At 70.3% G+C, this 22585-nt stretch carries 22 protein-coding genes; 7 read left to right on the top strand and 15 right to left on the bottom strand.

The window, feature by feature from the left end; translation table 11 throughout:
• The first annotated feature begins 67 nt into the window (after positions 1-67).
• Genes CF8_RS05760 through CF8_RS05745 form a run of 4 tightly spaced genes read left to right on the top strand, consistent with a single transcriptional unit; the run spans position 68 to position 3372 of the window.
• Positions 68-1342, top strand: a complete 1275-nt coding sequence (locus tag CF8_RS05760; protein ID WP_010832193.1) for a magnesium transporter MgtE N-terminal domain-containing protein — start codon at positions 68-70, stop codon at positions 1340-1342.
• Positions 1339-1869, top strand: a complete 531-nt coding sequence (locus CF8_RS05755; protein WP_036490352.1) for a DUF1003 domain-containing protein — start codon at positions 1339-1341, stop codon at positions 1867-1869. The genes CF8_RS05760 and CF8_RS05755 overlap by 4 nt, the downstream gene beginning before the upstream one ends.
• A 33-nt stretch (positions 1870-1902) precedes the next feature.
• Positions 1903-3048 carry an Mrp/NBP35 family ATP-binding protein gene (locus CF8_RS05750; protein ID WP_010832191.1) on the top strand — a complete coding sequence of 382 codons (1146 nt, stop codon included), beginning with the start codon at positions 1903-1905 and terminating at the stop codon, positions 3046-3048.
• 3 nt (positions 3049-3051) lie between these two features.
• Positions 3052-3372: a sec-independent translocase gene (locus tag CF8_RS05745; RefSeq protein WP_010832190.1), complete on the top strand. Its 321-nt coding sequence runs from the start codon at positions 3052-3054 to the stop codon at positions 3370-3372.
• On the opposite strand, the gene CF8_RS05740 is transcribed toward CF8_RS05745, so the two are convergent.
• Positions 3373-3918: a hypothetical protein gene (locus CF8_RS05740; RefSeq protein ID WP_010832189.1), complete on the bottom strand. Its 546-nt coding sequence runs from the start codon at positions 3916-3918 to the stop codon at positions 3373-3375.
• A 93-nt stretch (positions 3919-4011) separates the two neighbouring features.
• Here CF8_RS05740 and CF8_RS23430 point away from each other — a divergent pair, with 93 nt between their 5' ends.
• Positions 4012-4692 (top strand): LysM peptidoglycan-binding domain-containing protein, encoded by a 681-nt coding sequence (locus tag CF8_RS23430; RefSeq protein ID WP_198016955.1) that lies wholly within the window; start codon positions 4012-4014, stop codon positions 4690-4692.
• 53 nt (positions 4693-4745) lie between these two features.
• Complete coding sequence (locus CF8_RS20720; protein ID WP_010832187.1) at positions 4746-5228, top strand: Rv3235 family protein; 483 nt, start codon at positions 4746-4748, stop codon at positions 5226-5228.
• Here the strand turns inward: CF8_RS20720 and secA are convergent, their stop codons facing one another.
• The 13 genes from secA to CF8_RS05670 all read right to left on the bottom strand — a co-directional run bounded on the left by secA (position 5229) and on the right by CF8_RS05670 (position 21137).
• Complete coding sequence (gene secA / locus CF8_RS05725; protein ID WP_010832186.1) at positions 5229-8072, bottom strand: preprotein translocase subunit SecA; 2844 nt, start codon at positions 8070-8072, stop codon at positions 5229-5231.
• Positions 8073-8138: 66 nt separating this feature from the next.
• A complete protein-coding gene (locus CF8_RS05720; RefSeq protein ID WP_010832185.1) occupies positions 8139-9359 on the bottom strand; it encodes a winged helix-turn-helix domain-containing protein in 1221 nt (406 codons plus the stop codon).
• The gene (locus CF8_RS05715; RefSeq protein WP_036490348.1) at positions 9359-10042 is read right to left on the bottom strand and encodes a response regulator; all 684 of its coding nucleotides are present in this window, start codon (positions 10040-10042) and stop codon (positions 9359-9361) included. The genes CF8_RS05720 and CF8_RS05715 overlap by 1 nt, the downstream gene beginning before the upstream one ends.
• Before the next feature lie 63 nt (positions 10043-10105).
• Positions 10106-10726, bottom strand: coding sequence for a ribosome hibernation-promoting factor, HPF/YfiA family (hpf, locus tag CF8_RS05710; RefSeq protein WP_010832183.1), 621 nt, complete (start codon positions 10724-10726; stop codon positions 10106-10108).
• A gap of 345 nt (positions 10727-11071) precedes the next feature.
• Positions 11072-11800, bottom strand: a complete 729-nt coding sequence (locus CF8_RS05705) for a ComF family protein (protein WP_010832182.1) — start codon at positions 11798-11800, stop codon at positions 11072-11074.
• Positions 11801-11864: 64 nt separating this feature from the next.
• A complete protein-coding gene (locus tag CF8_RS05700; RefSeq protein ID WP_010832181.1) occupies positions 11865-13613 on the bottom strand; it encodes an LpqB family beta-propeller domain-containing protein in 1749 nt (582 codons plus the stop codon).
• Positions 13610-15181: an MtrAB system histidine kinase MtrB gene (gene mtrB, locus CF8_RS05695; RefSeq protein WP_010832180.1), complete on the bottom strand. Its 1572-nt coding sequence runs from the start codon at positions 15179-15181 to the stop codon at positions 13610-13612. Before mtrB ends, CF8_RS05700 begins: the two co-directional genes overlap by 4 nt.
• A gap of 64 nt (positions 15182-15245) precedes the next feature.
• The gene (mtrA, locus tag CF8_RS05690) at positions 15246-15944 is read right to left on the bottom strand and encodes an MtrAB system response regulator MtrA (protein ID WP_010832179.1); all 699 of its coding nucleotides are present in this window, start codon (positions 15942-15944) and stop codon (positions 15246-15248) included.
• A gap of 14 nt (positions 15945-15958) precedes the next feature.
• A complete protein-coding gene (gene ahcY / locus CF8_RS05685; protein WP_084623010.1) occupies positions 15959-17401 on the bottom strand; it encodes an adenosylhomocysteinase in 1443 nt (480 codons plus the stop codon).
• Positions 17402-17496: 95 nt separating this feature from the next.
• Positions 17497-18510, bottom strand: coding sequence for a DUF808 domain-containing protein (locus CF8_RS05680; protein ID WP_010832177.1), 1014 nt, complete (start codon positions 18508-18510; stop codon positions 17497-17499).
• A 47-nt stretch (positions 18511-18557) separates the two neighbouring features.
• Positions 18558-19589, bottom strand: coding sequence for an SIS domain-containing protein (locus tag CF8_RS05675; protein WP_010832176.1), 1032 nt, complete (start codon positions 19587-19589; stop codon positions 18558-18560).
• A 1-nt stretch (position 19590) separates the two neighbouring features.
• On the bottom strand, positions 19591-19755 hold the full coding sequence (locus CF8_RS21405; protein WP_084622794.1) for a Trm112 family protein: 165 nt from the start codon (positions 19753-19755) through the stop codon (positions 19591-19593).
• Entirely contained in the window at positions 19752-21137 is a 1386-nt protein-coding gene (locus CF8_RS05670) for a phosphomannomutase/phosphoglucomutase (protein WP_010832175.1), read from the bottom strand. The genes CF8_RS21405 and CF8_RS05670 overlap by 4 nt, the downstream gene beginning before the upstream one ends.
• A 207-nt stretch (positions 21138-21344) precedes the next feature.
• On the opposite strand from CF8_RS05670, the gene CF8_RS05665 reads away from it, so the two are divergent.
• Positions 21345-21881 carry an AAA family ATPase gene (locus CF8_RS05665; RefSeq protein ID WP_010832174.1) on the top strand — a complete coding sequence of 179 codons (537 nt, stop codon included), beginning with the start codon at positions 21345-21347 and terminating at the stop codon, positions 21879-21881.
• 70 nt (positions 21882-21951) lie between these two features.
• On the opposite strand, the gene CF8_RS05660 is transcribed toward CF8_RS05665, so the two are convergent.
• On the bottom strand, positions 21952-22585 hold a 634-nt coding region (locus CF8_RS05660), incomplete at its 5' end, for an HNH endonuclease signature motif containing protein (RefSeq protein WP_198016954.1).

The raw sequence follows: 22585 nt of genomic DNA, 5'->3' as shown, positions 1-22585 counted from the left end.
TCTGCCACGCGCCGCCGACGGTGTCGTCGCGCCCCGTCGCGCCCGCGTCCCGGTAGCCTTCGCTGACATGAGCAGCACTCCGACCAGGGTCTACCTGGCCCGCCTCGTGGGCCTGCCCATCTTCGACCCCCAGGGCGACCAGGTCGCCAAGGTCCGCGACGTCGTGGTGGCCCTCCGGTCGGAGTCCGCCAACCAGCCGCGGGTGCTCGGGATGGTGGCCGAGGTCTTCGGCCGGCGTCGGATCTTCGTGCCGATGACCCGCGTCACCAACATCGACAGCGGTCAGGTCTACACGACCGGCCTGCTCAACATGCGCCGCTTCGAGCAGCGCGCCACCGAGACCCTCGTGATGGGCCAGATGCTCGACCGGCGGGTGCTGATCAAGGAGACCGGCATCCAGGGGACGGTCTACGACGTGGCGATGGAGCAGGCACGCAACCGTGACTGGGTGCTCTCGCGCGTCGCCGTACAAGAACCGTCCAAGGGGTTCCGCCGCCGCGGCCAGACCCACACCGTCGAGTGGCGCGACGTCGACGGCCTCGCCCGGCGCGAGGAGACGCAGGGCGCGACCCACCTCATCGCCACCCTCAACGAGATGCGCCCGGCCGACGCCGCCAACGTCATCCACGACCTGCCCCGCGAGCGCCGGATCGCGGTCGTCGCCGCGATGGACGACGAGCGGCTGGCCGACGTGCTGGAGGAGCTGCCCGAGGAGGACCAGGTCGAGATCCTCGAGCTCCTCGACTCCGAGCGCGCCGCCGACGTGCTGGAGGAGATGTCGCCCGACGACGCCGCCGACCTGATCGCCGACCTCCACCCCGACACCGCCGCCACCCTGCTCGGGCTGATGGAGCCGGAGGAGGCCGAGGACGTGCGCCGGCTGATGTCCTACGCCGACAAGACGGCCGGCGCCATGATGACGCCGGAGCCGGTGATCCTCTCCCCCGACGCCACGGTCGCCGACGCGCTCGCCCACGTGCGCAACCCCGAGCTGACGCCGGCCCTCGCCGCCCTGGTCTATGTCTGCCGCCAGCCGCTGGAGACGCCGACGGGTCGGCTGCTCGGCGCCGCGCACATCCAGCGCCTGCTGCGCGAGCCGCCCTCGACGCTGGTCGCGGCCGCGCTGGACGAGTCGATGGACCCGCTGCGCCCCGACGCCGGGATCGACGCGGTCGCCGCCCACCTGGCGACGTACAACCTCGTCGCGGCACCGGTGGTGGACGAGGAGGGCCGCCTCCTGGGCGCGGTCACGGTCGACGACCTGCTCGACCACATGCTGCCCGACAACTGGCGCGACCAGGCCGACCGACCGGGACCGATCGCCGGGACGGGTGGGCGATGAGCGACTCCCGCGCGCGCCCGCGCCTCGACACGCCCCGCGAGACCCGTCGGCCACCCCTGGTGCGCCGCCCGAGCTACGACTCCGACGCGTTCGGATCCTTCGCCGAGCAGTTCGCCCGCTTCATGGGCACCGCGAAGTTCCTCATCTACATGACGCTGTTCGTGATCGCGTGGATGCTCTGGAACACCTTGGCGCCGCTCGCGTGGCGCTTCGACGAGTTCCCCTTCATCTTCCTCACGCTGATGCTCAGCCTGCAGGCGTCGTACGCCGCACCGCTGATCCTGCTCGCCCAGAACCGCCAGGAGTTCCGGGACAAGGTGGTGGCCGAGCAGGACCGCCAGGCCAACGCGCGCGCCCACGCCGACATGGAGTTCCTGGCCCGCGAGGTCGCCTCGTTGCGGTTGTCGGTGGGCGAGGTCGCCACCCGCGACTTCCTGCGCTCGGAGCTCAAGGGGCTCTACGCCGACCTCGAGGAACTCACCCGGGGTGACGAAGACGACGACCGAGATGAGCCACCGGCGAGGTGATGTGCCCGGACGGCTCGTAGACTCGGGCACATCATGAGCACCCCATCTGTCGAGCAGATCACCGCTGCCCTGGCCACGGTCAACGATCCCGAGATCAAGCGCCCCATCACCGACCTGAACATGGTCGACTCGATCACGGTCGCCGAGAGCGGCGAGGTCGCGGTCACCGTCCTCCTCACGGTCGCCGGCTGTCCGCTCAAGGAGACGATCACCCGTGACGTCACGGCCGCCGTCACCGCGGTCGCGGGCGTCACCGGCGTCGACCTGACCCTCGGCGTCATGACCCCCGAGCAGCGGGCCGGTCTCAAGGAGGTGCTCAGCGGCGGCAAGGCCGAGCGCGAGATCCCCTTCGCCCAGCCGGGCTCGCTGACCAAGGTCTATGCCATCGCCAGCGGCAAGGGCGGGGTCGGCAAGTCGTCGGTCACCGTCAACCTCGCGCTCGCCATGGCCAAGCAGGGCCTGAAGGTCGGCATTGTCGACGCCGACATCTACGGCCACTCCGTGCCGGCCATGCTCGGCGTCGCCGACGCGCGCCCGACCCAGGTCGACGACCTGATCATGCCCGTGCCCACGCCCAGCGGCGTCTCGGTCATCTCCATCGGCATGCTCAAGCCGCGTCGCGACCAGGTCGTCGCCTGGCGCGGCCCGATGCTCGACCGCGCCCTGGTCCAGATGCTCTCCGACGTCTACTGGGGCGACCTCGACGTGCTCCTCCTCGACCTGCCCCCGGGCACCGGCGACGTCGCCATCTCGCTGGGCCAGCACCTGCCCAATGCCGAGGTCGTGGTCGTCACCACCCCGCAGGAGGCCGCCGCCGAGGTCGCCGAGCGCGCCGGCACGATGGCCTCGATGATGCACCAGCGCGTCGTCGGCGTCGTGGAGAACATGAGCTTCCTGACCCTGCCCGACGGCTCCACGATGGAGGTCTTCGGCAGCGGCGGCGGCGACCGTGTCGCCGAGACGCTGTCCCAGCGCTTCGGCTACGACGTCCGGGTGCTCGGCCGGATCCCGCTCGACCCCTCGCTGCGCGAGGGCGGCGACGCCGGCAAGCCGATCGTCGACTCCGACCCCACGGCAGCGGCGGCGCTCGAGCTGGTCAAGATCGCCGAGGGCCTCAGCGGCCGCGGTCGCGGCCTGGCGGGCATGCAGCTGGGCCTCACCCCGAGCTCGAAGTTCTAGTCGATGTTCGGGGTCGGGCTGGCCGAGATGGCGTTGATCGCGTTCGTCGCGATTATCGCCTTCGGTCCCGACCGGTTGCCGGTCCTGGCCAAGCAGGCCGGCATCATGATGCGCAAGGCGCGCGCCATGGCCAACTCCGCGCGCGACGAGATCCGTGACGAGCTCGGCCCGGAGTTCGCCGACCTCGAGTTGCGCGACCTCGACCCCCGCACCATCGTGCGGCGCCACATCATCGAGGCGATGGAGGACGAGGACGCCCGCCCGGTCGCCGAGCCCGCCCTCGCCGCGGGCCAGCGCCCGCCGTACGACGTCGACGCCACCTGATCAGTCGCGGCTCTGCACCGCGCTGATCGCGTCGTAGGAGATCAGCACCCGCTCGTCGCCGGGAGTGCTGATCTCGACGAAGTCCGCCCCGACCCGGCGCACGACGGCCTCGTGCTGTCCGGCGTCCCCGACGTGGACGACGCAGCGCACCTGCGACTCGGCCAGCCGGCGCAGGGCCGAGGACACGCTCAGCTTGTGCAGCGGTGACCAGGCGACCTCGGGCACCGAGCGCTGCGAGGCGCCCTGGACGACCTCGATCCGGGGCGTGCGCACGATCCAGTCCTGGGCGTGCCCGCTGAGCAGGCACCAGCCGGCGCCGAGGCGCTGCAGCTCACCCTCGATCCGGCCGACCCCCGCGACGGTGAGCGCGAGGTGGGAGCCGAGGCTCGCCACCAGCCTCGAGTCGAGCGTGACGTGGTGGTACTCCGCGCGGCTGCGATCGACCAGCTCCGCGTCGCGCTCGAGCTCGTAGAGCGCCGACGCCTGTCCTTCCAGGTCGTCGAAGAGGGCGAAAAGCTGTTCGTCCCAGGACGGGTGCGGCGCCATGCTCCGAGCCTAGTCCGCCTGTGCACAACCCGTTGACAACGCGCGCACCTTTGCCTTAAATGAGGCAAACACACGCAAACGAAGGGTTTGGGCATGTCTCGGGGCAATCACGGATCAGTGGGTCGCTGCCTGGCTGTCTGGCTGCTCGTCACGGCAGGCCTGCTCGCCACGCTCGTCGCCCTGGCCGACGACACGGCGTCGCTCGCCTCGTCCGCGGTGTGGCACGGCTCGTTCGACGACCTGCTCGTGGCCGTCGCATCCGCGGCCGTGCTGGTGTGCGCGGCCTGGTCGTGGCTCATCACCACGGCGACCGTCGTCGACCTGGTGCGGGGACGGGTGCCCACCAGCGTGCCGCGTGGCCTCACCCGGCGGCTGGTGCTGGCCGCGTGCGGCGCCGCCGTGGTGGCGGGCATCAGCAGCCCCGCCCTGGCCGGCAGCGGTGCCGGCGACCACTCGCTGGCCGGGCTGCCGATGCCCGACCGGGCTGTCGCCACCGCCCCGCGCGCGCCCGTGGTCGACACCCCCGCAGCGCAGCCAGCGCCTCGAGCCGCCAGCCGACCTGCCGCCGCGGCGGCGTCACGGCGCCCAGCAGCGATCACCGTCCGGACCGGCGACTCGCTGTGGTCCATCGCCGCCGACCGGCTCGGCCCCGATGCCGCGGTGGCCGACATCGACGCCGCCTGGCGCGACCTCTACGCCGCCAACCGCGACGCCATCGGCCCCGACCCCGACCTCATCCGCCCCGGGCTCGACCTCGAGCCGGGATCGAACTGAAAGGCACGATCATGAGCGAAGCGAGTACGCGCATGAGCGAAGCGACTACGCGCATGAGCACCAACGTGATCCCGATCCGGCGCACCGTCCCGGTCGCGAGCGTCCAGGGTTCGCTGGCCCTCGACCTGACGCCGCGGCTCGACCCACCGGAGACCGAGGCGAGGATCGTCACTGCGGAGACCGAGGAGCGGGCAGCGCTCGACCGCTTCGTGCGCCGCCACCTCGCGTGCGCCGTCGAGATCGCGTGCGGAGACCGCCCGTCGGCCCAGCTGCTGCGGCACTGCTCCCCCGCGGTCCATGCCGACCTCGCCCGGCGCGCCCAGCTGGTCACCAGTGCCGCCGGGACCACCGCGGCCCTCGGACGAGGGCGCGGCGCCGTACGCCCCGTCCTGCGCTCGACACACACCAGCCTGGTGCGCGCCGACGCCCTCGAGGTCGCGGCGCACGTGCGCTACGGCGCGCGGTCGCGCGCCCTGGCGGCCAGGTTCGAGGTCGTCGACGGTCGCTGGCAGTGCGTCGTGCTGGAGTGGGCCTGATCAGCCGCCGACGACCGCGCGGCCCGACGCGCCACCGGGCGCACCGTGGCACTTCTTGTACTTCTTGCCCGAGCCACAGGGGCAGTCGGCGTTGCGCGCGGTGCCGGCGAAGGGGTCCTCCTCGACCGGAGCGGTCCGCACCTCGGCCTCGCCGTCCTCGCTGGGCGCGGAGTAGTTGAGGTTGGTCGGCCGCGCCTTGCGCTCGAGCCCCTTCGCCCGGATCTGCGGAGCGTGATCGGCGTGGGCCTGGGCCTGCGCGAAGTCGATCTGCGGGGTCGTCGGGTCGAGAGCGGGAGCCGCGGGCTGCTGGCCCAACCGCTCGTCCTCGGTCGGGGTGTCGTCCTCGGCCTCGACCTCGACCTGCAGGTTGAACAGGTAGCCGACCGACTCCTCCTTGATGCCGTCCATCATGGCGGCGAACATGTCGAAGCCCTCGCGCTGGTACTCCACGAGCGGGTCGCGCTGGGAGTAGGCACGCAGCCCGATGCCCTCGCGCAGGTAGTCCATCTCGTAGAGGTGCTCGCGCCACTTGCGGTCGAGCACGGAGAGGATGACGCGGCGCTCGAGCTCACGCATGACCTCGGGGCCCATCTCCGCCTCGCGACGGTCGTACGCCGCCTGGATGTCCTTCTTCAGGTCCGAGATCAGCGCCTCGCGGCTCAGCCCGGCGCGGCCGCCGGCGGCCTTGACGACCGACTCGGCCGTGAGCTCGCTGGGGTAGATCTGGTGCAGGGCGGTGAAGAGGCCGTCGAGGTCCCAGTCCTCGGCGTAGCCCTCGGTCGAGCCGGTGACGTAGCCGGTGATGACGTCGTCGATGAAGGTGCGGATCTGCTGCTCGAGGTCGGCGCCCTCGAGGACCCGGCGGCGCTCGCCGTAGATGACCTCGCGCTGGCGGTTCATCACGTCGTCGTACTTGAGGACGTTCTTGCGCGACTCGAAGTTCTGCGACTCGACCTGGCTCTGGGCGCTGGCGATGGCGCCGGTGACGCGCTTGTTCTCGATCGGCACGTCGTCGGGGACCTTGAGGACCTGCAGGATGCGGTCGACCCAGTCGGACTTGAACAGGCGCATCAGCTCGTCCTGCAGCGAGAGGTAGAACCGGGACTCACCCGGGTCACCCTGGCGGCCGGAGCGACCGCGGAGCTGGTTGTCGATGCGGCGCGACTCGTGGCGCTCGGTGCCGACGACGTAGAGGCCACCGAGGGCCTTGACCTCGTCGTGCTCGTTGGCGACCGTCGCCTTGACCCGCTCCAGGGTGTCGGCCCAGGCCGCCTCGTAGGCGTCGGCGGTCTCGCCGGTCGGCTCCAGGCCCTGCTGGCGCAGGGCCTGGTCGGCGAGGAACTCCACCGATCCACCGAGCATGATGTCGGTGCCTCGACCGGCCATGTTGGTGGCGACGGTGACCGAGCCCTTGTGGCCGGCCATCGCGACGATCTTCGCCTCGTCGGCGTGCACCTTGGCGTTGAGGACGGTGTGCGGGACGCCCTTCTTGGTGAGCAGCCCGGAGAGCAGCTCGGACTTCTGCACCGACACCGTGCCGACCAGGATGGGCTGGCCCTTGGCGTTGCGCTCGGCGATGTCCTCCACGACGGCGTCGTACTTCGCCTCCTCGGTGCGGTAGACGAGGTCGCCCGCGTCGATGCGCGACATCGGCTTGTTGGTCGGGATCGGGACGACACCGAGCTTGTAGATCTTGTCGAACTCGCTGGCCTCGGTCATGGCCGTGCCGGTCATGCCGGAGAGCTTGTCGTAGAGGCGGAAGTAGTTCTGCAGGGTGACGGTGGCGAGGGTCTGGTACTCCTCGCGGACGGTCACGCCCTCCTTGGCCTCGATCGCCTGGTGCAGGCCGTCGTTGTAGCGGCGACCGGCCAGCATGCGACCGGTGTGCTCGTCGACGATCAGCACCTCGCCCTCGATGACGACGTATTCCTTGTCGTTGCGGAACAGCTCCTTGGCCTTGATGGAGTTGTTCAGGAAGGAGATCAGCGGCGTGTTGACCGAGTCGTAGAGGTTCTCGATGCCGAGGTGGTCCTCGACCTTGGTGATGCCGGGCTCGAGGACGGAGATGGTGCGCTTCTTCTCGTCGACCTCGTAGTCGACGTCCTTGCGCAGCGACGAGGCGATGGTCGCGAACTCGGCGTACCACTTCACCTCGTCCTGCGTCGGGCCGGAGATGATGAGCGGCGTGCGCGCCTCGTCGATCAGGATCGAGTCGACCTCGTCGACGACGGCGAAGTTGTGGCCGCGCTGGACGCAGTCGTCGATGTCGTCGGCCATGTTGTCGCGCAGGTAGTCGAAGCCGAGCTCGTTGTTCGTGCCGTAGGTGATGTCGGCGGCATAGGCCACGCGACGCTCCTCGGGACGCATGTGCGGCAGGATCACGCCGGTCGTGAGGCCGAGGAAGTGGTGGATGCGACCCATCCACTCCGCGTGGTACTTCGCGAGGTAGTCGTTGACCGTGACCACGTGCACGCCCTTGCCGGACAGCGCGTTGAGGTAGGCCGGGAGCGTGGAGACCAGGGTCTTGCCCTCACCGGTCTTCATCTCGGCGATGTTGCCGAGGTGCAGCGCCGCGCCACCCATCACCTGGACGTCGTAGTGACGCTGGCCGATGACGCGCTTCGAGGCCTCACGGACCACCGCGAACGCCTCGGGCATCAGGTCGTCGAGCGTCTCGCCCTGCTCCAGACGGGTCTTGAACTCCCCCGTCATGGCCTGGAGCTCGGCGTCGGTCATCTTGACGAAATCGTCCTCGATGGCGTTGACCGCCTTGGCGATCGTCTCCAGCTGGCGCAGGATCTTTCCCTCGCCGATGCGGAGGAGCTTGTCGATGATGGCAGGCACGGTGATGCGACTCCGTCGGATGTGGGTGAGGCAGAGAATGGGGCGGCCGAGTGGCCGTCGATCATGCTACCCACGCCACCCAGCCGCAGCCGAAGCGGCAGCGAGTGCGGGCGCCAGGTCCCCGCGCGGCTCCACCTCGATGGCGGACAGTCCCAGCCAGCCGGCCAGCCGGATCAGCTCGGCCGCGAGCTCCTCGGCGGTCTCGCTCGGCGCCCCGGCCTCGGCGTAGGCACCCTTGACGAGGAGCCGGCCGGTGCCGCGATCGGCCTTCAGGTCGACGCGCGCCACGATCGCCTCGCCCAGCAGGAAGGGCAGCACGTAGTAGCCGTGGACCCGCTTGGCGGCCGGCACGTAGATCTCGATGCGGTAGAAGAAGCCGAACAACGCCTCGGCCCGGTCCCGCTCCCACACGACCGGGTCGAAGGGGCTGAGCAGCGCCCGCGCACCGATGCGGCGCGGCAGCCTGGCCTCCGCGTGCAGGAAGGCAGGCTTGCGCCATCCCTCCACGCGTACGGCGCTGAGCTCGCCGGCCTCGACCAGCGTCTCCACCGCGACCTTGGCGTCCGCGACGGCCATCCGGTAGTAGTCGGCGAAGCAGCGGACCGTGCCGACGCCGTGCGAGCGAGCGGCTCGCCGTACCAGCTCGACGTGGGCCTCCGCCTTCGTCGGCGTGGCCAGCGCGAGCACGTCGGCCGGCAGCACCCGCTCGGGGACGTCGTACAACACCTCGAACTGGCTGGTGCGACCGGCGATGGCGACGTCCCCCACGAGGAAGAGGTAGTCGAGGACGCGCCGCGCGTCCGACCAGTTCCAGCCCCAGTTCTCCTTGAGGCGGGGGCGGCTGAACTCCTCGTCCAGACCGCGTGCCGTGACCGGGCCGCGCTCGCGGACGGCGGCGAGGATCCGTGGCTCCAGCGCGGGGTCGGCCGTGAAGCCCCACTTCCCGCGCTCGCCCCGGTAACGCTCCATGCGGTGCTGCATCACCGGCCACAGCTCCACCGGCATGAAGGCCTGGACGTGCGCCCAGTACTCCACCATCCGCCGGGGCCGGCGCCCCTGGCTGCTGGCGGCCCGCCGCAGCAGGTCGACGTCGTAGGCACCCATCCGCGAGTAGAGCGGCATGTAGTGGGCGCGCTGCAGCACGTTGACCGAGTCGACCTGCAGGACACCGGTGCGCCCCAGCGTGCGCTGGAGCGTGGCCAGCGTGGGTGTGGCATGGGCGCGGTCGGCGAAACCCTGGGCGGCCAGCGCGATCCGGCGGGCCTGGAGGTTGCTGATCGACTCCATTACGGCAGGTCGAGCAGCTTTTCCTTCATGGCATACATGACTGCCTCCATGCGGGAGTGCAGCTGCAGCTTCTCGAGGATGTTGCGGACGTGGTTCTTCACGGTGTTCTCGGAGATGAACAGCTCCTTGGCCACCTCGCGGTTGTTGAGCCCGCGGGCCACCAGGCGCAGCACCTCGAGCTCGCGCTCGGTGAGCTTCAGCGCCGTGTTCTGCGCCTTGTCCGGCTTGGACATCTGCTTGAACTCGTCGATCAGCTTGATCGCCATCGACGGGCTGATCAGCGACTGCCCCTCGTTGACCACACGGATGGCCTGGGCGACCTCCTCGATGGAGGAGTCCTTGAGGAGATAGCCCGACGCGCCGTTCTTGACGGTCTCGTAGAGGTCGCCCTCCTCGTCGGAGACGGTCAGCATGATGATCTTGGCCGACGGCACGGCCTCCTTGATCCCACGACAGGCCTCGACGCCCGACAGGCGCGGCATGCGTACGTCGAGCAGCACGACGTCCGGCGCCAGCGACTGCGCCAGCTCGGTGCCGGTGATGCCGTCGGCGGCCTCGCCGACGACCTCGATGTCGGCGTCCTGCGCCAGCAGCATCGTCAGTCCTCGGCGGAAGAGCTCCTGGTCATCGACCACGAGTACGCGGATGGGCTCTGTCCCTGGCGTTCCTGTTGCCTCGGTCACGCCCGCATCATGACAGACACGGGCGCGACCGGTCTCGCTCGGACCCTGCGATGACCTCCGGCGTCAGTCGAGCTCGAGCGAGATCACGCCGTAGTCGTAGCCGCGACGGCGGTAGACGACCGAGGGCTTCTCGCTCTCCTTGTCGACGAACAGGAAGAAGTCGTGTCCCACGAGCTCCATCTCGTAGAGGGCTGTGTCGAGGGTCATCGGCGCTGCGGCGTGCGACTTCTCCCGCACGACCAGGGGTCCATCGCCGGTGACCGTGATCGGGCCGACCTGGCGTTCGGTGACGGTCTCCTCATCGCTCTCCTCCTCGACGAGGATCGCGTCGGCACTGCCGGCCAGCGCCTGACCGACGGACACGGGGGTGTGGCGCCCACGGTGCACGCGGCGGCGGTCCGCGGCGCGGCGCATCTGGGCTGCCATCTTGTCGAGCGCGAGGTCGAGCGCGCCCATCTTGTCCTCGGCCGCGGCCTCGGCGCGGATCACGGGGCCCTTGGAGAAGGCGGTCAGCTCGATCCTGATCGCCCGGTCGTGTTGCCGGGGGTTCTTCTCTTCTTCGACCTCCACCTGGACGCGGATGATCCGATGATCGTGCTTCTCCAGGCGGGCGAGCTTTTCCGAGACATGTTCACGGAACCTGTCCGACACCTCGCAGTGCCGTCCGGTGACCACAACATCCATGTGAACCTCCTTGTAGCAGGGCTACTTGTGCTGCGCTCCCACTCCTGCACTCTGTTTGGCAGGGTGAGATGGAGCCCGCCCGGCCGACCTGGTCTTCGACCCCACAATCGCCTGCTGGAGCTTTCGCAGCTTGGATGCCACTACCGGCCCTCTCCCGACGCTCGCCGTATCTGACGGCGGTGCCGAGGCAGGTCTTACTTCTAAGCCGCACCGTGATCGGCTGTCTCCAGCCTTACGTGGGCCGTTTTGCCTGCGACTGGCATCGGCTTGTCCTCCGAGGTGGTGCGCACGCGCACCTGACCGGATGACGCAACCACGGACCCGGACGGACTCCATGGACAGACGCTAGCCCCTCGGGCCCCGGGACAAAAGCGATCCACCCGTTTGGTCAGGAATGCGACGCCGTGTCGCAGCCACTGTCGCGAGCGCAACCGGGCCCAGCCCCACCGCACCCAGCGCTCGTTGGGCCTCCCTGGCCGTCGAGCCCGTGGTGAGCACGTCGTCGCAGATCACCACGCGCGCCCGGGCGCGTCGTCGAGCCAGCCGCGCGAGACCGGGCGATGGGCACGACATCGACCCCGACAGGTTGTGCGAGCGCTCTCCGGCCGAGAGCCCGGCCTGGTCGACGACGCGCCGGTTCGACACGAGCAGAGACGCCGCGGTCACGTCGCGGCCCTCCGCCCGCAGTCGCGCTGCCGCCGTCCGCACCAGCGCTCCCATCGGGTCGTAGCCCCGGCGCCGGCTCGAACCGGGGCGAGACGGCGCCGGCACCAGCACCACGGCTCCGTCGTCGTCGGCCATCGCCGCTCGCACCGACACGGCCAGCAGGCCGCCCAGCACGCGCCGGAACGTGAACTGGCCGCGGTCCTTGTGGCCCACGACCATGGCGCGGACCGCGCCGTCGTAGTCGGCCACCGACCAGGGCGTCACCAGGCCCGGGGGCGTCGGCTGCGGCCAGCAGATCCGAGGGACCGACGGCAGGGCGTGCAGGCAGCGCGGGCACAGCATCCGTCCCGGGCGCGCACAACCGACGCACTCGCTGCCGACCACGAGGTCGAGGAGGACGTCACGCACGCAGCCATCGCAGCAGGCGCCGTGGGAGCGGGCAAGACCGGACCCGGGTGCCTGTGGAGAAGGCTCAGCCGACGTAGGTGAGGGAGGTGAGGGCCTCGGGGAGCGGGCCGAGCGGACGCTCGGGAGCCGTCAGGTCACTGACCGACTCCCGGCCGACCGCGAACACCTCGGCCCCTTCGACGGGCGAGCTGACGAGCTGGCGGGTGCCACCGCGCAGGCGGGACACGCCCACGATCCCGAGGTCGCCCGGCGAGCCGTCGACGGAGATCGTCTCGACCTGGGAGAGGTTCTCGGTGTCGGTGACCACCGAGATCGCGGTCGGCGAGCGCCAGCCGATGTCGCGGACCACCGACCCGGCGACGTCGGGGACGAAGTCGAGCACCACCGCCCGGGTTGCTCGCAGCACCCGCCCCGACGCGCTGTGCAGGATCCGGCTGGCGAGGATGCGGTCGCCCCTCGCCGTACGCACCACTGCGATGAGGCGGCTGCCGTCGCGCGAGACCAGCATGTGCCGGACGTCGCGACCACTCACTCCGGGCACGTCGATCTGCCGCGGCGGCTGCTGGCCGACGACCACGCTGATCACTCCCCTGCCGGCGCCGCGGTCAGCCAACCAGATGCGGTCGGCGAAGTCCCACGCCGGCGGGAGCAGGTCGCGCGCACCGCTGGCGACCTCGACCGCACGTCCCTCGACATCGACGGGGGCCACGAGCACGCTGCGCCCGTCGCCGGAGACGCCGGCCACGCGGTCGCCCGCGAGGCTGGCCCCGATCGAGCGCACCCCGAGCCGGTCGACGCCCAACGGTCCCGAGGTGGGCCTCAGCGCGTCGATGGGACCCCGGACCACGCGACCGTCGACGAGCCCGAACAGGTCGCCGCTGGACTGGGCACCCGTGGGGTCGAAGGCCTCACCGACGTCCAGGTTGACCTGCGTGGCATCGTCGGCCAGCCCCTGTTCCTCCTCGCCGATGCTCAACCGCACGGCGCGGATGCGCTGCTCCTGCCGCATCGTCCAGATCAGCTGGGTGAGGATCCGCTGCCGGGCGTCGTCGCCGACGGCGCCCGCGTCGCCCACCAGGGAGACCTCGGCGATGCCGGCAGCGGTGATGGGCACCGAGAGCTCGTAGGTGAAGCCAGGTGGCACGAAGGTGCGGGTGACCCGTGGATCGGCTGTCGGGTCGTCGAGCAGGCCGCGGACCAGCGAGGAGGCGAGCTGGTCACCGGTCGGGACGAAGACGGGCTCGGGGACCAGGATCTGGGCGGTGGGGTCGAAGAGGTAGAGCGACATCCGGCGGAACGCGTTCTCGAACCACGTCGTCGGCACGATCAGGGCGTCGGGCAACGCCGCGATGCGCCACTCGCCGTTCTCGATCGCCAGGTCGAAGCCGATCACCTCGGCGCCGCGCGATCGCTGCCAGGCGCCGCGGGCGTCGTACTCCTCGATGCCGATCATCGGCAGCGTCACCAGCTGGTCACCGACCGGGTCGCCGAGCTCGCCGTAGGTGATGATCCTGCTCTCGGGAGTCCAGCGCCGACGGGCGCCGGCGGTGAGGAACTCGCTCGCGACGTTGGTCCGGCTCGGGATCGCCTGCATCGCCTCCATGAAGCTGGCGACGATCTCGGTCGGCGTCTCCCCCGGCTGCGGCGGCTGGGGGTCGAAGTCGTAGCCGGGCGTCGCGCTGTCCGAGGCCTCGCCGTCGACCTGGGTGACGGGTCCCTCGCTGGGCATGCGCACGCACGCCGTCGACACCAGCAGCGCGCCGAGCGCGAGGGCGACGCGGGCGAGCCGCGTCGCGCTCCTCCGGGCGCTCACGCCGGCTCCTTGGCGTCGACCGGCACCAGCGGCAGCGGGCTGTGGCGCAGCGGTTGGCTGAGCCGGCGCGGCAGCGTCAGGCGGAACTGCGACCCCTCACCCGGCCGGCCCCAGGCCTGCAGCCAGCCGCCGTGCAAGTGGGTGTCCTCGAGCGAGATCGACAGGCCGAGGCCGGTGCCACCGCTGGTGCGGGCTCGGGCCGGGTCGGCACGCCAGAAGCGGTTGAACACCATCGCGGACTCGCCGGGGCCCAGGCCCACGCCGTGGTCGCGCACCGCGATCGCCGCCGAGTGCTCGTCACCGCCGACGAGGATGTGGATGTCGCGCGACTCGGCGTGGTCGATGGCGTTGGTGACGAGGTTGCGCACGATGCGCTCGACCCGGCGTACGTCCGCCTCGGCCAGGCAGGGGTGGCCGGGGCTCTCCACGAGGACCCGGGTGTCGCGCTGGTCGGCGAGGGCCCGGGTCGTGTCGGCCACCCGGTGGGCGACGTCGACGAGATTGACGTCGTCCGCCTCGAGCACCGCGGCGCCGGCGTCGAAGCGGCTGATCTCGAGCAGGTCGGCGAGGAGCCGTTCGAAGCGGTCGAGCTCGGTCTGCAGCAGCTCGGCAGCCCGCGCGGTGCCGGGCTCGAAGCCCGCGCGGGCGTCGTGCAGCACGTCGCCGGCCATCCGGACGGTGGTCAACGGCGTCCGGAGCTCGTGGGAGACGTCGGAGACGAAGCGACGCTGCAGCCGACTGAGCTCCTCGAGCTGGCGGATCTGCTTCTGCAGGTTGCTGGCCATCTGGTTGAACGAGGTCGCCAGTCGGGCGAGGTCGTCCTCGCCGGTCACCCGGAGGCGCTCCTGCAGGTGACCCGCGGCGAGGCGCTCGGCGACTCGGCGCGCCATCCGCACCGGGGTGACCACCTGGCGTGCGACCAGCCAGGCCAGGCCTGCCACGAGCAGCAGCAGCAGCGAGCCGGCCGTCACCAGGGCGCGGCCGACGAGGGCCAGCGTCTCGCGCTCCTCGTCCAGGGAGTAGAGGTAGTAGAGCGTGTAGGTCTTGTTGTCCGCGGGCAGCGTCACCTGGCTGCCGACCACGATGCCGGGACCTTCCGGGAGCCCGGGGACGGCCCGCGTGGTCTCGATCTCCGTGAACGTCCACGCCGTCGCCGCTGCCTGCTCGAAGCTCTGCTGCAGCGACTCCGGCACGCTCTGCGTGTCGAGGCCCCGGGTGAACTTCGCGCCGCCGCCCGACAGCCTGCCGCCAGTGCCGACGGCGGGCGAGAGGACGGCCGCGAACCCGCGCGAGCTGCCACGGCTGATGATCGGCTCGATCAGGTCGTCCTGCTGGCGCGACGCGTCCACGTCGATGCCACGGACGGCTGCGAGCTTCTCGCGCGCATCGGCCGTCTCGTTCTCCGCCTCGGCGATCACCTGCTCGACGCGGTTGTCGACGAGGCCGTCGCGCGTCTGGTGCATCAGGAAGGCGCCGACGATCCCGACGACGGCCGCCGAGAGGAGCACCGTGCTCGCGACGACGCGAGCCTGGATCGAACGACGCCAGAACGTGAGGGCGCGCCGCACTGCGTGACTCGCGCGATCCAGCGCCGTACTGGCCGAAGGCCCTCCTGAGGGGGACATGGTCGGCCTACGCCGTACCAGCCTTGTATCCCACGCCGCGGACCGTCACCACGATCTCGGGGTTCTCCGGGTCGTGCTCGACCTTGGAGCGCAAGCGCTGGACGTGGACATTGACCAGCCGGGTGTCGGCGCTGTGGCGGTAGCCCCAGACCTGCTCGAGCAGCACCTCGCGGGTGAAGACCTGCCACGGCTTGCGCGCCAGGCAGACCAGCAGGTCGAACTCGAGCGGCGTCAGGTTGACCGCCTTGCCGGCCCGCGTCACGGAGTGGCCGGCCACGTCGATGGTCAGGTCACCGATGCTCAGCGACTCGCTGGTGGGGGCGTCGTTGCGGCGGACGCGCGCACGGATGCGGGCGACGAGCTCCTTGGGCTTGAACGGCTTGACGACGTAGTCGTCGGCGCCGGACTCCAGGCCCACGACCACGTCGATCGTGTCGCCCTTCGCCGTCAGCATCACGATCGGGACGCCCGACTCGGCGCGGATCTCCCTGCAGACGTCGATCCCGTCCTTGCCCGGGAGCATCAGGTCGAGCAGCACCAGGTCGGGACGGAAGCTGCGGAAGGCTTCGAGAGCCTCGTCGCCACGGGTGACGATCCGGCTCTCGAAGCCCTCCTGTCGCAGCACGATGGAGAGCATCTCGGCGAGCGACGAGTCGTCGTCCACCACCAGGATGCTGCCCCTCGTGGGCTGCTCGGTCGGACTCATACGGGCAGTCTGCCTCAGTAGCGGTACTGGTCGGACTTGAACGGCCCCTCGACGGGGACACCGAGGTAGTCGGCCTGCTCCTGGGTGAGGATGGTCAGCTCGACACCGAGGGCGTCGAGGTGCAGGCGCGCGACCTCCTCGTCGAGGTGCTTGGGCAGCACGTAGACGCCGACCGGGTAGTCCTCGACCTTGGTGAACAGCTCGATCTGGGCCAGCACCTGGTTGGTGAAGGAGTTCGACATGACGAACGACGGGTGGCCGGTGGCGTTGCCGAGGTTGAGCAGGCGGCCCTCGGACAGCACGATGATCTTCTTGCCGTCGGGGAAGATCCACTGGTGGACCTGCGGCTTGATCTCGTCCTTGACGATGCCCGGGATCTTGGCCAGGCCGGCCATGTTGATCTCGTTGTCGAAGTGGCCGATGTTGCCGACGATCGCCTGGTGCTTCATCTTCTCGAAGTGCTCGACCCGGATGATGTCGAAGTTGCCCGTCGTGGTGATGAAGATGTCAGCCGTCTCGACGACCGACTCGAGGCGCTTGACCTCGTAGCCGTCCATCGCCGCCTGCAGCGCGCAGATCGGGTCGATCTCGGTGATGATGACGCGGGCACCCTGGCCGCGCAGCGACTCCGCGGAGCCCTTGCCGACGTCGCCGTATCCGCACACGACGGCGACCTTGCCGCCGATCATCACGTCGGTGCCGCGGTTGATGCCGTCGATCAGCGAGTGGCGGCAGCCGTACTTGTTGTCGAACTTCGACTTGGTGACCGAGTCGTTGACGTTGATCGCCGGGAAGAGGAGCGAGCCTTCCTTCATGCGGTCGTAGAGACGCAGCACGCCGGTGGTGGTCTCCTCGGAGACACCCTGGATGTCGTTGGCGATGTTGGTCCAGCGCGTCGGGTTGTTCTCCAGCGAGCGGGCCAGGACGCGCAGCACCTCCTTGAACTCCTCGTTGTCGGTGGAGTCCTGGCCGGGCACCGCGCCGGCCTTCTCGAACTCGACACCGAGGTGGACGAGCATGGTGATGTCGCCGCCGTCGTCGAGGAGCATGTTCGGGCCGATGGGGTTGCCGGCCTCGTCCTTGAAGTCGAAGACCTTCTCGGCCTCGTCCCAGTACTCCGCCAGCGACTCGCCCTTCCAGGCGAAGACGGGGGTGCCCTGCGGGTCCTCGACGGTGCCGTTGGGCCCGACGACGACCGCGGCGGCGGCGTGGTCCTGGGTGGAGAAGATGTTGCACGTGGCCCAGCGGACGTCGGCGCCGAGCGCGACGAGCGTCTCGATCAGCACACCGGTTTGGATGGTCATGTGCAGCGAGCCGGCGATCCGGGCGCCCTTGAGCGGCTGGGCGTCGCCGTACGTCGTGCGCAGGGAGACGAGTCCCGGCATCTCGTGCTCGGCGAGGGTGAGCTCCTTGCGGCCGTAGTCGGCCAGGCTCAGATCGGCAACCTTGAAGTCCATCATCTACCCCTAGAAAGTACGGCGGGCGGCGTCCCGCTTGGTGTTCAACGAGGGTAGAACCGTCCTGCGCCGTTCGCAGAATCCGCGACCACCGCTCAATGAGCGGTCTGTTCGCCCTTGTCGTGACCGAAGGGCAGCACGTGCTTGACGGCCAGCACGAGCGCGCCCACGACGACTCCGACGACCGCCGAGAGCAGCGTGTTGACCAGCCACCCGGCGACGGCACCGGCGGAGCCCAGCGCGTGGTGGACCTCCTCCTCGAGGTGGTGCACCCAGCCGTACGGCGCGTGCAGGACGTCGGCGACGGTGCCGCTCAGCGAACCGCTCAGCTCGTCCAGGCTGATCAACAGGATGTGACCGCCCACCCACAACATCGCGGCGGTGCCGATCACCGAGATGACGGCGAGGACCTTGGGCATGGCCTCGACCAGGGCATGGCCCACCTTCTGCGCCACCGAGGAGCGCTTGGTGGCGAGGTGGACACCGACGTCGTCCATCTTCACGAGCAGCGCGACGAAGCCGTAGACCGCGACCGTGATGAACACCGCCACCACGACCAGGATCGCGGCACGGGTGATGAAACCTGCGTCGGGCGAGGAGTCGACGACCTCCTTGAGGGCGATCACCATGATCTCCGCGGAGAGGATGAAGTCGGTGCGGATGGCACCGGCCACGGTCACCTTCTCGTGCTCGGGCGTCATGACCCCCTGGGTCGCCAGCTCCTCCACGGCCTCCTCGAGGTGCTCCTCGTGCCCGCTGATCTTCTCCCAGACCTTGTGGGCGCCTTCGTAGGCGAGGAACGTGCCGCCGAAGATGAGCAGGATCGGCAGCAGCCAGGGCGCGAACTGGCTGAGGACCAGGGCCGCCGGCAGGATGAACAGGAGCTTGTTGCGCAGCGAGCCGATGGCGATCTGCTTGATGATCGGCAGCTCGCGCTCGGCTGCGGACCCCGCGAGGAACTGCGGGGTCACGGCGGTGTCGTCGACCACCACGCCGGCCGCCTTGGCGCTCGCGCGGCCGGCTGCCGCGCCGATGTCGTCCACCGAGGCGGCCGCCAGCTTGGCCATCGCCGCCACGTCGTCGAGCAGGGCGAAGAGTCCTGCGGCCATCAGGCGATCTCCCTCGTGTCAGTCACGGGGCGAAGCCTAGCGACCTGTCAGTCGTCGACGAGCCCGAGGCGGAGGTATTCCGAGGCGTAGGTGCCCTGCAGCATCAAGGAGGCATAACGGGCGACCTCCGTCTCGCCCTCGGCCGCCACGGACTCGACGCGGACGCCGCGACTCGCGGCCGCCGCCTGGAGCCGACCCCGCTGCTCGCGCACGACCGGGTCGTCGGAGCCGTCCTCGAGGACGACGAGCAGGGGTCGCAGCTCTCCCCCGTCGTCGGCGAACGGGTCGGCGAAGACGTCGCGCTGCCGGGTCGCCTCGATGAGCGGCAGGAGGTGCTCGGCGTCCCCGGCGAGAGCACTGCGACCCGACGAGCGGCGCAGCGACTCCGCGACGCGGCGCGCCGCCCGCGCGGCCAGCACCGAGCCACCCCAGACGACCGGGGTCGCGTCGGCCAGTGCGATGGCCAGCATCTTGGCCGGGTTGACGGCGAGGTCGCGGTGCGGCGAGCACGACGTGGCCACGGAGTCGAGCGCGGTGGCGACGCTCTCGGAGTCGGCGCGTGGACCGAGCCCGACCTGCTCGAGGTAGTCGAGCATCACGACGGCCGTGGCGAGCTGGTCGCCGGTCACCGTCGGCAGGATCGTGGTGTAGCGACCGGCGGCATGCTCGGCGACCAGGGAGGTCGGCGGGCAGGCGACGACCACCTGCGCCCCGCGGCGTACGGCCTCGGCGACGGCCGACGCGGAGCCGGTGTCTGAGCCCTCCGGCGCCAGCATGACCACGAGGTCCAGGCTGCCGGCCCAGCCCGGCAGCGCCGGTCCGGGCCACGCGACGAAGGGCACCGGGCAGCGGGGCTCGAGCACCGCGCGCAGCAACCGCGAGTCGGGGCCGGCAGCGATCACCGCCCTCGGCTGAGGGGCCTCCCGGTCACGGGCGATGGCCTCGGCGGTGGCTGCCTCGGCGTCGTGGGACTCGCGTCGCACGCGCGCGCCGCTCTCCGCGAGCGAGCGCAGGCGCAGGTCGATCGATGCCAGCGCCCGCTCGTCATCGAGCCGGGACTCGTCGAACCAGGTCGACATGTCAGGCCGGCTTGCGCGCCTCGTCGACCAGCAGCACGGGGATGTCGTCGCGGACGGGGTAGGCGAGGCCGCACGCCGTGCACACGAGCTCCTGTCCCTCCGCTGCGAGGTCACCGTGGCAGTCGGGGCAGACGATGATGTCCAGCAGACCCTGGTCGATGTTCATGAGGCACTCCTGATGATGGTGAGGATCTCGTCGCGCACACGTTGCATCGTGGCACGGTCGCGGCCTTCGGCGTTGAGCCGCAGCAGCGGTTCGGTGTTGGACGGGCGGACGTTGAACCACCAGTCGTCGTGGCTGACGGTCAGGCCGTCCAGCCGGTCCGCGGTGACGCCGTCGGCGCCGGCGAACTGCTTCTCGAGGTCGTCGACGATGCTCGCCTGGTCGGTGACGGTCGAGTTGATCTCGCCACTGACGACATAGCGTTCGTACGCCGCCAGCAGCTCGCTCAGTGGCACGTCGGTCTCCGCCAGCGCGGCCAGCGCGTGCAGCGCCGCCAGCATGCCGGAGTCGGCCTTCCAGAAGTCGCGGAAGTAGAAGTGGCCGCTGTGCTCGCCGCCGAAGATGGCGCCCGTCTCGGCCATCGTGGCCTTGATGTAGGAGTGCCCGACGCGGGTGCGGACCGGCGTGCCGCCGAGCTCGGCGACCAGCTCGGGGACCGCGCGGCTGGTGATCAGGTTGTGGATGATCGTCGAGCCGGGCTCCTTGGCGAGCTCGCGCGCGGCGATCAGGCCGGTCAGCGTGGAGGGGCTCACCGCTTCTCCTCGCTCGTCGACCAGGAAGCAGCGGTCGGCGTCGCCGTCGAAGGCGAGACCGATGTCTGCTTGTTCGTCGATGACGCGCTTCTGCAGGTCGACGAGGTTGGCCGGCTCGATCGGGTTGGCCTCGTGGTTGGGGAAGGTGCCGTCGAGCTCGAAGTACATCGGCACGACCTCGACCTGCTGCTCGCCGAGCCGGCCGAAGACGGTCGGCGCCGTCAGCCCGGCCATGCCGTTGCCGGCGTCGATGACGACCTTCAGCCGACGCCCGGTCACCGGGGCGAGGGACAGGAGGTGAGCGGCGTACGCCTCGAGGACGTCCTGCTGGGTCACGCTCCCGACATCGGCGGCGGGCCTGTGGCCGCCGCGGGCTACCGAGGCGGCAATGTCAGCGAGTCCGGTGTCGGTGCCGATCGGCGTGGCGCCCGCGCGGCACATCTTCATGCCGTTGTAGCCCGCCGGGTTGTGGCTCGCGGTGAACATCACGCCCGCGTGGCCGAGGCTGCCGGACGCGAAGTAGAGCTGGTCGGTCGATGCCAGGCCGATCATGACCACGTCGGCGCCGGCCGCCGTGGCACCAGCGGCGAATGCGCCTGCCAGCGCGGGCGAGGTGGGCCGCATGTCGTAGCCGACGACGATGGTCCCCGCCCCGATCACCTCGACGAACGCGTGGCCGGTCGCGCGGGCGAGATCCTCGTCGAGCTGGTCCGGCACGGTGCCGCGGACGTCGTAGGCCTTGAAGATCGCGTCGATGTTGGCAGGGTCCAGCGTGCTGGAGCTCGTTGGCATGGGAGAAGCGTAGTCAGGGTGCTTCTGCTGCGTACGCCGCGGCCCGGTCGGGGTCGACCTGCTCTTCAGGGACGACGATGGAGAGCGTGGTGTCCGTGATGATGATGGCCGAGTCGGCACCCAAGCGCTCGGAGCGCGACGGACCGTCCAGGCGGACAGGTTCGCGAGGGTGCGGGAGAGGTCGTCTCCGGTCGCTACTCTCCCCGCGTGATCATCTGGATCAACGGGACGTTCGGCGCGGGCAAGACGACGACCGGGACTCTCCTGGCGGAGCGGGACCCGCACTGGCGGACCTTCGATCCGGAGTGGGTCGGATACATGCTCCGGAACAACCTTGCTGACCACCCGGTCACCGACTTCCAGCACTACGACTCCTGGCGACGGCTCACGCCCCTGATCGCTGACGAGATCGCGAGGGCAACCGGTCAGGGTCTGGTGACGATCCAGACCGTCCTCGACGAGAGCTACTGGGACGAACTGGAGTCAGCCTTCTCCGCGTTGGGGCACGAGATCTTTCACGTCGTCCTCGAGGCGCGCGACGACGTGATGGTGCAGCGCATCGACGAGGACGAGGTCGAGACGGGCGCGCGGCAGTGGCGACTCGACCATCTGGCGGCCTACGCCGACGCCCGACCATGGATGGAGGCCAAGGCCGACCTCTTCCTCGACACGTCAGCGCTCATGCCTGACGAGGCGGTCGAGAAGATCTGGGCGGCGATGCCGGCGCCACCACGGACCTCCTGAGCGCATCCCTGCCCCGGACGTGCCTGTGACCCCGCAGTGTGTGGTGTCTGCGGGGTGTGGGGCGGTGTGGTCAGTGGTCGGGCGGGTGTCCGTTGGGGTCGATGGGGCGTGAGCCGGTGTGGTCGCGGAGGTAGGTGTGGCCGTGGGGGCTGGTCCAGACGAACACGCCTGGTTCGGTCATGGCGTAGGACCAGCGGCCCTTGGTCTTGAGGCGGTGGTGTCGCCGGCAGAGGGCGGCGAGGTTGTCGGTCGACGTGGTCCCGCCACGATCGGGGGCTCCGTGGTCATACGGGATCAGGTGGTCGAGGTCGCAGCGTCTGGCGTTGCGTCCGCACCACGGGAACACGCAGGTCCGGTCGCGGGCGATGACGTGGTCACGGATCCGGTCGGTCGGTGTGTAGCCGGTGGTCTCGAGCCGTTCCCGGAGGTCGATCACCGGCCGCACCGTGACCTGGACGTCGGGGCGGCCGCACCAGTCCCGGATCTGCTCGGCGGTGAGCACGCGGTGGCCGGCCTGCTCCAGCTGGCCGGTCAGGCACTGGCCTTCACCCAGGTGCCGCTGCAGGATCGCGTCCGCGGAGAGGTGGGCGTGCAGCACGATCTGTGTGGTCGCGGGTGTGGGATGTGGTGTCTTGGTGCGGTCTGGCGGCGGGTCGGAGTTTTCGTCGTCGAAGCCGAAGGCGAGCTGTTGGCGGGCGAGGTCG

Origin of the sequence: Nocardioides sp. CF8 (assembly GCF_000389985.1) — a bacterium.
GTDB lineage: Bacteria > Actinomycetota > Actinomycetes > Propionibacteriales > Nocardioidaceae > Nocardioides > Nocardioides allogilvus.
This window is presented reverse-complemented; position numbering and strand designations above follow the sequence as displayed.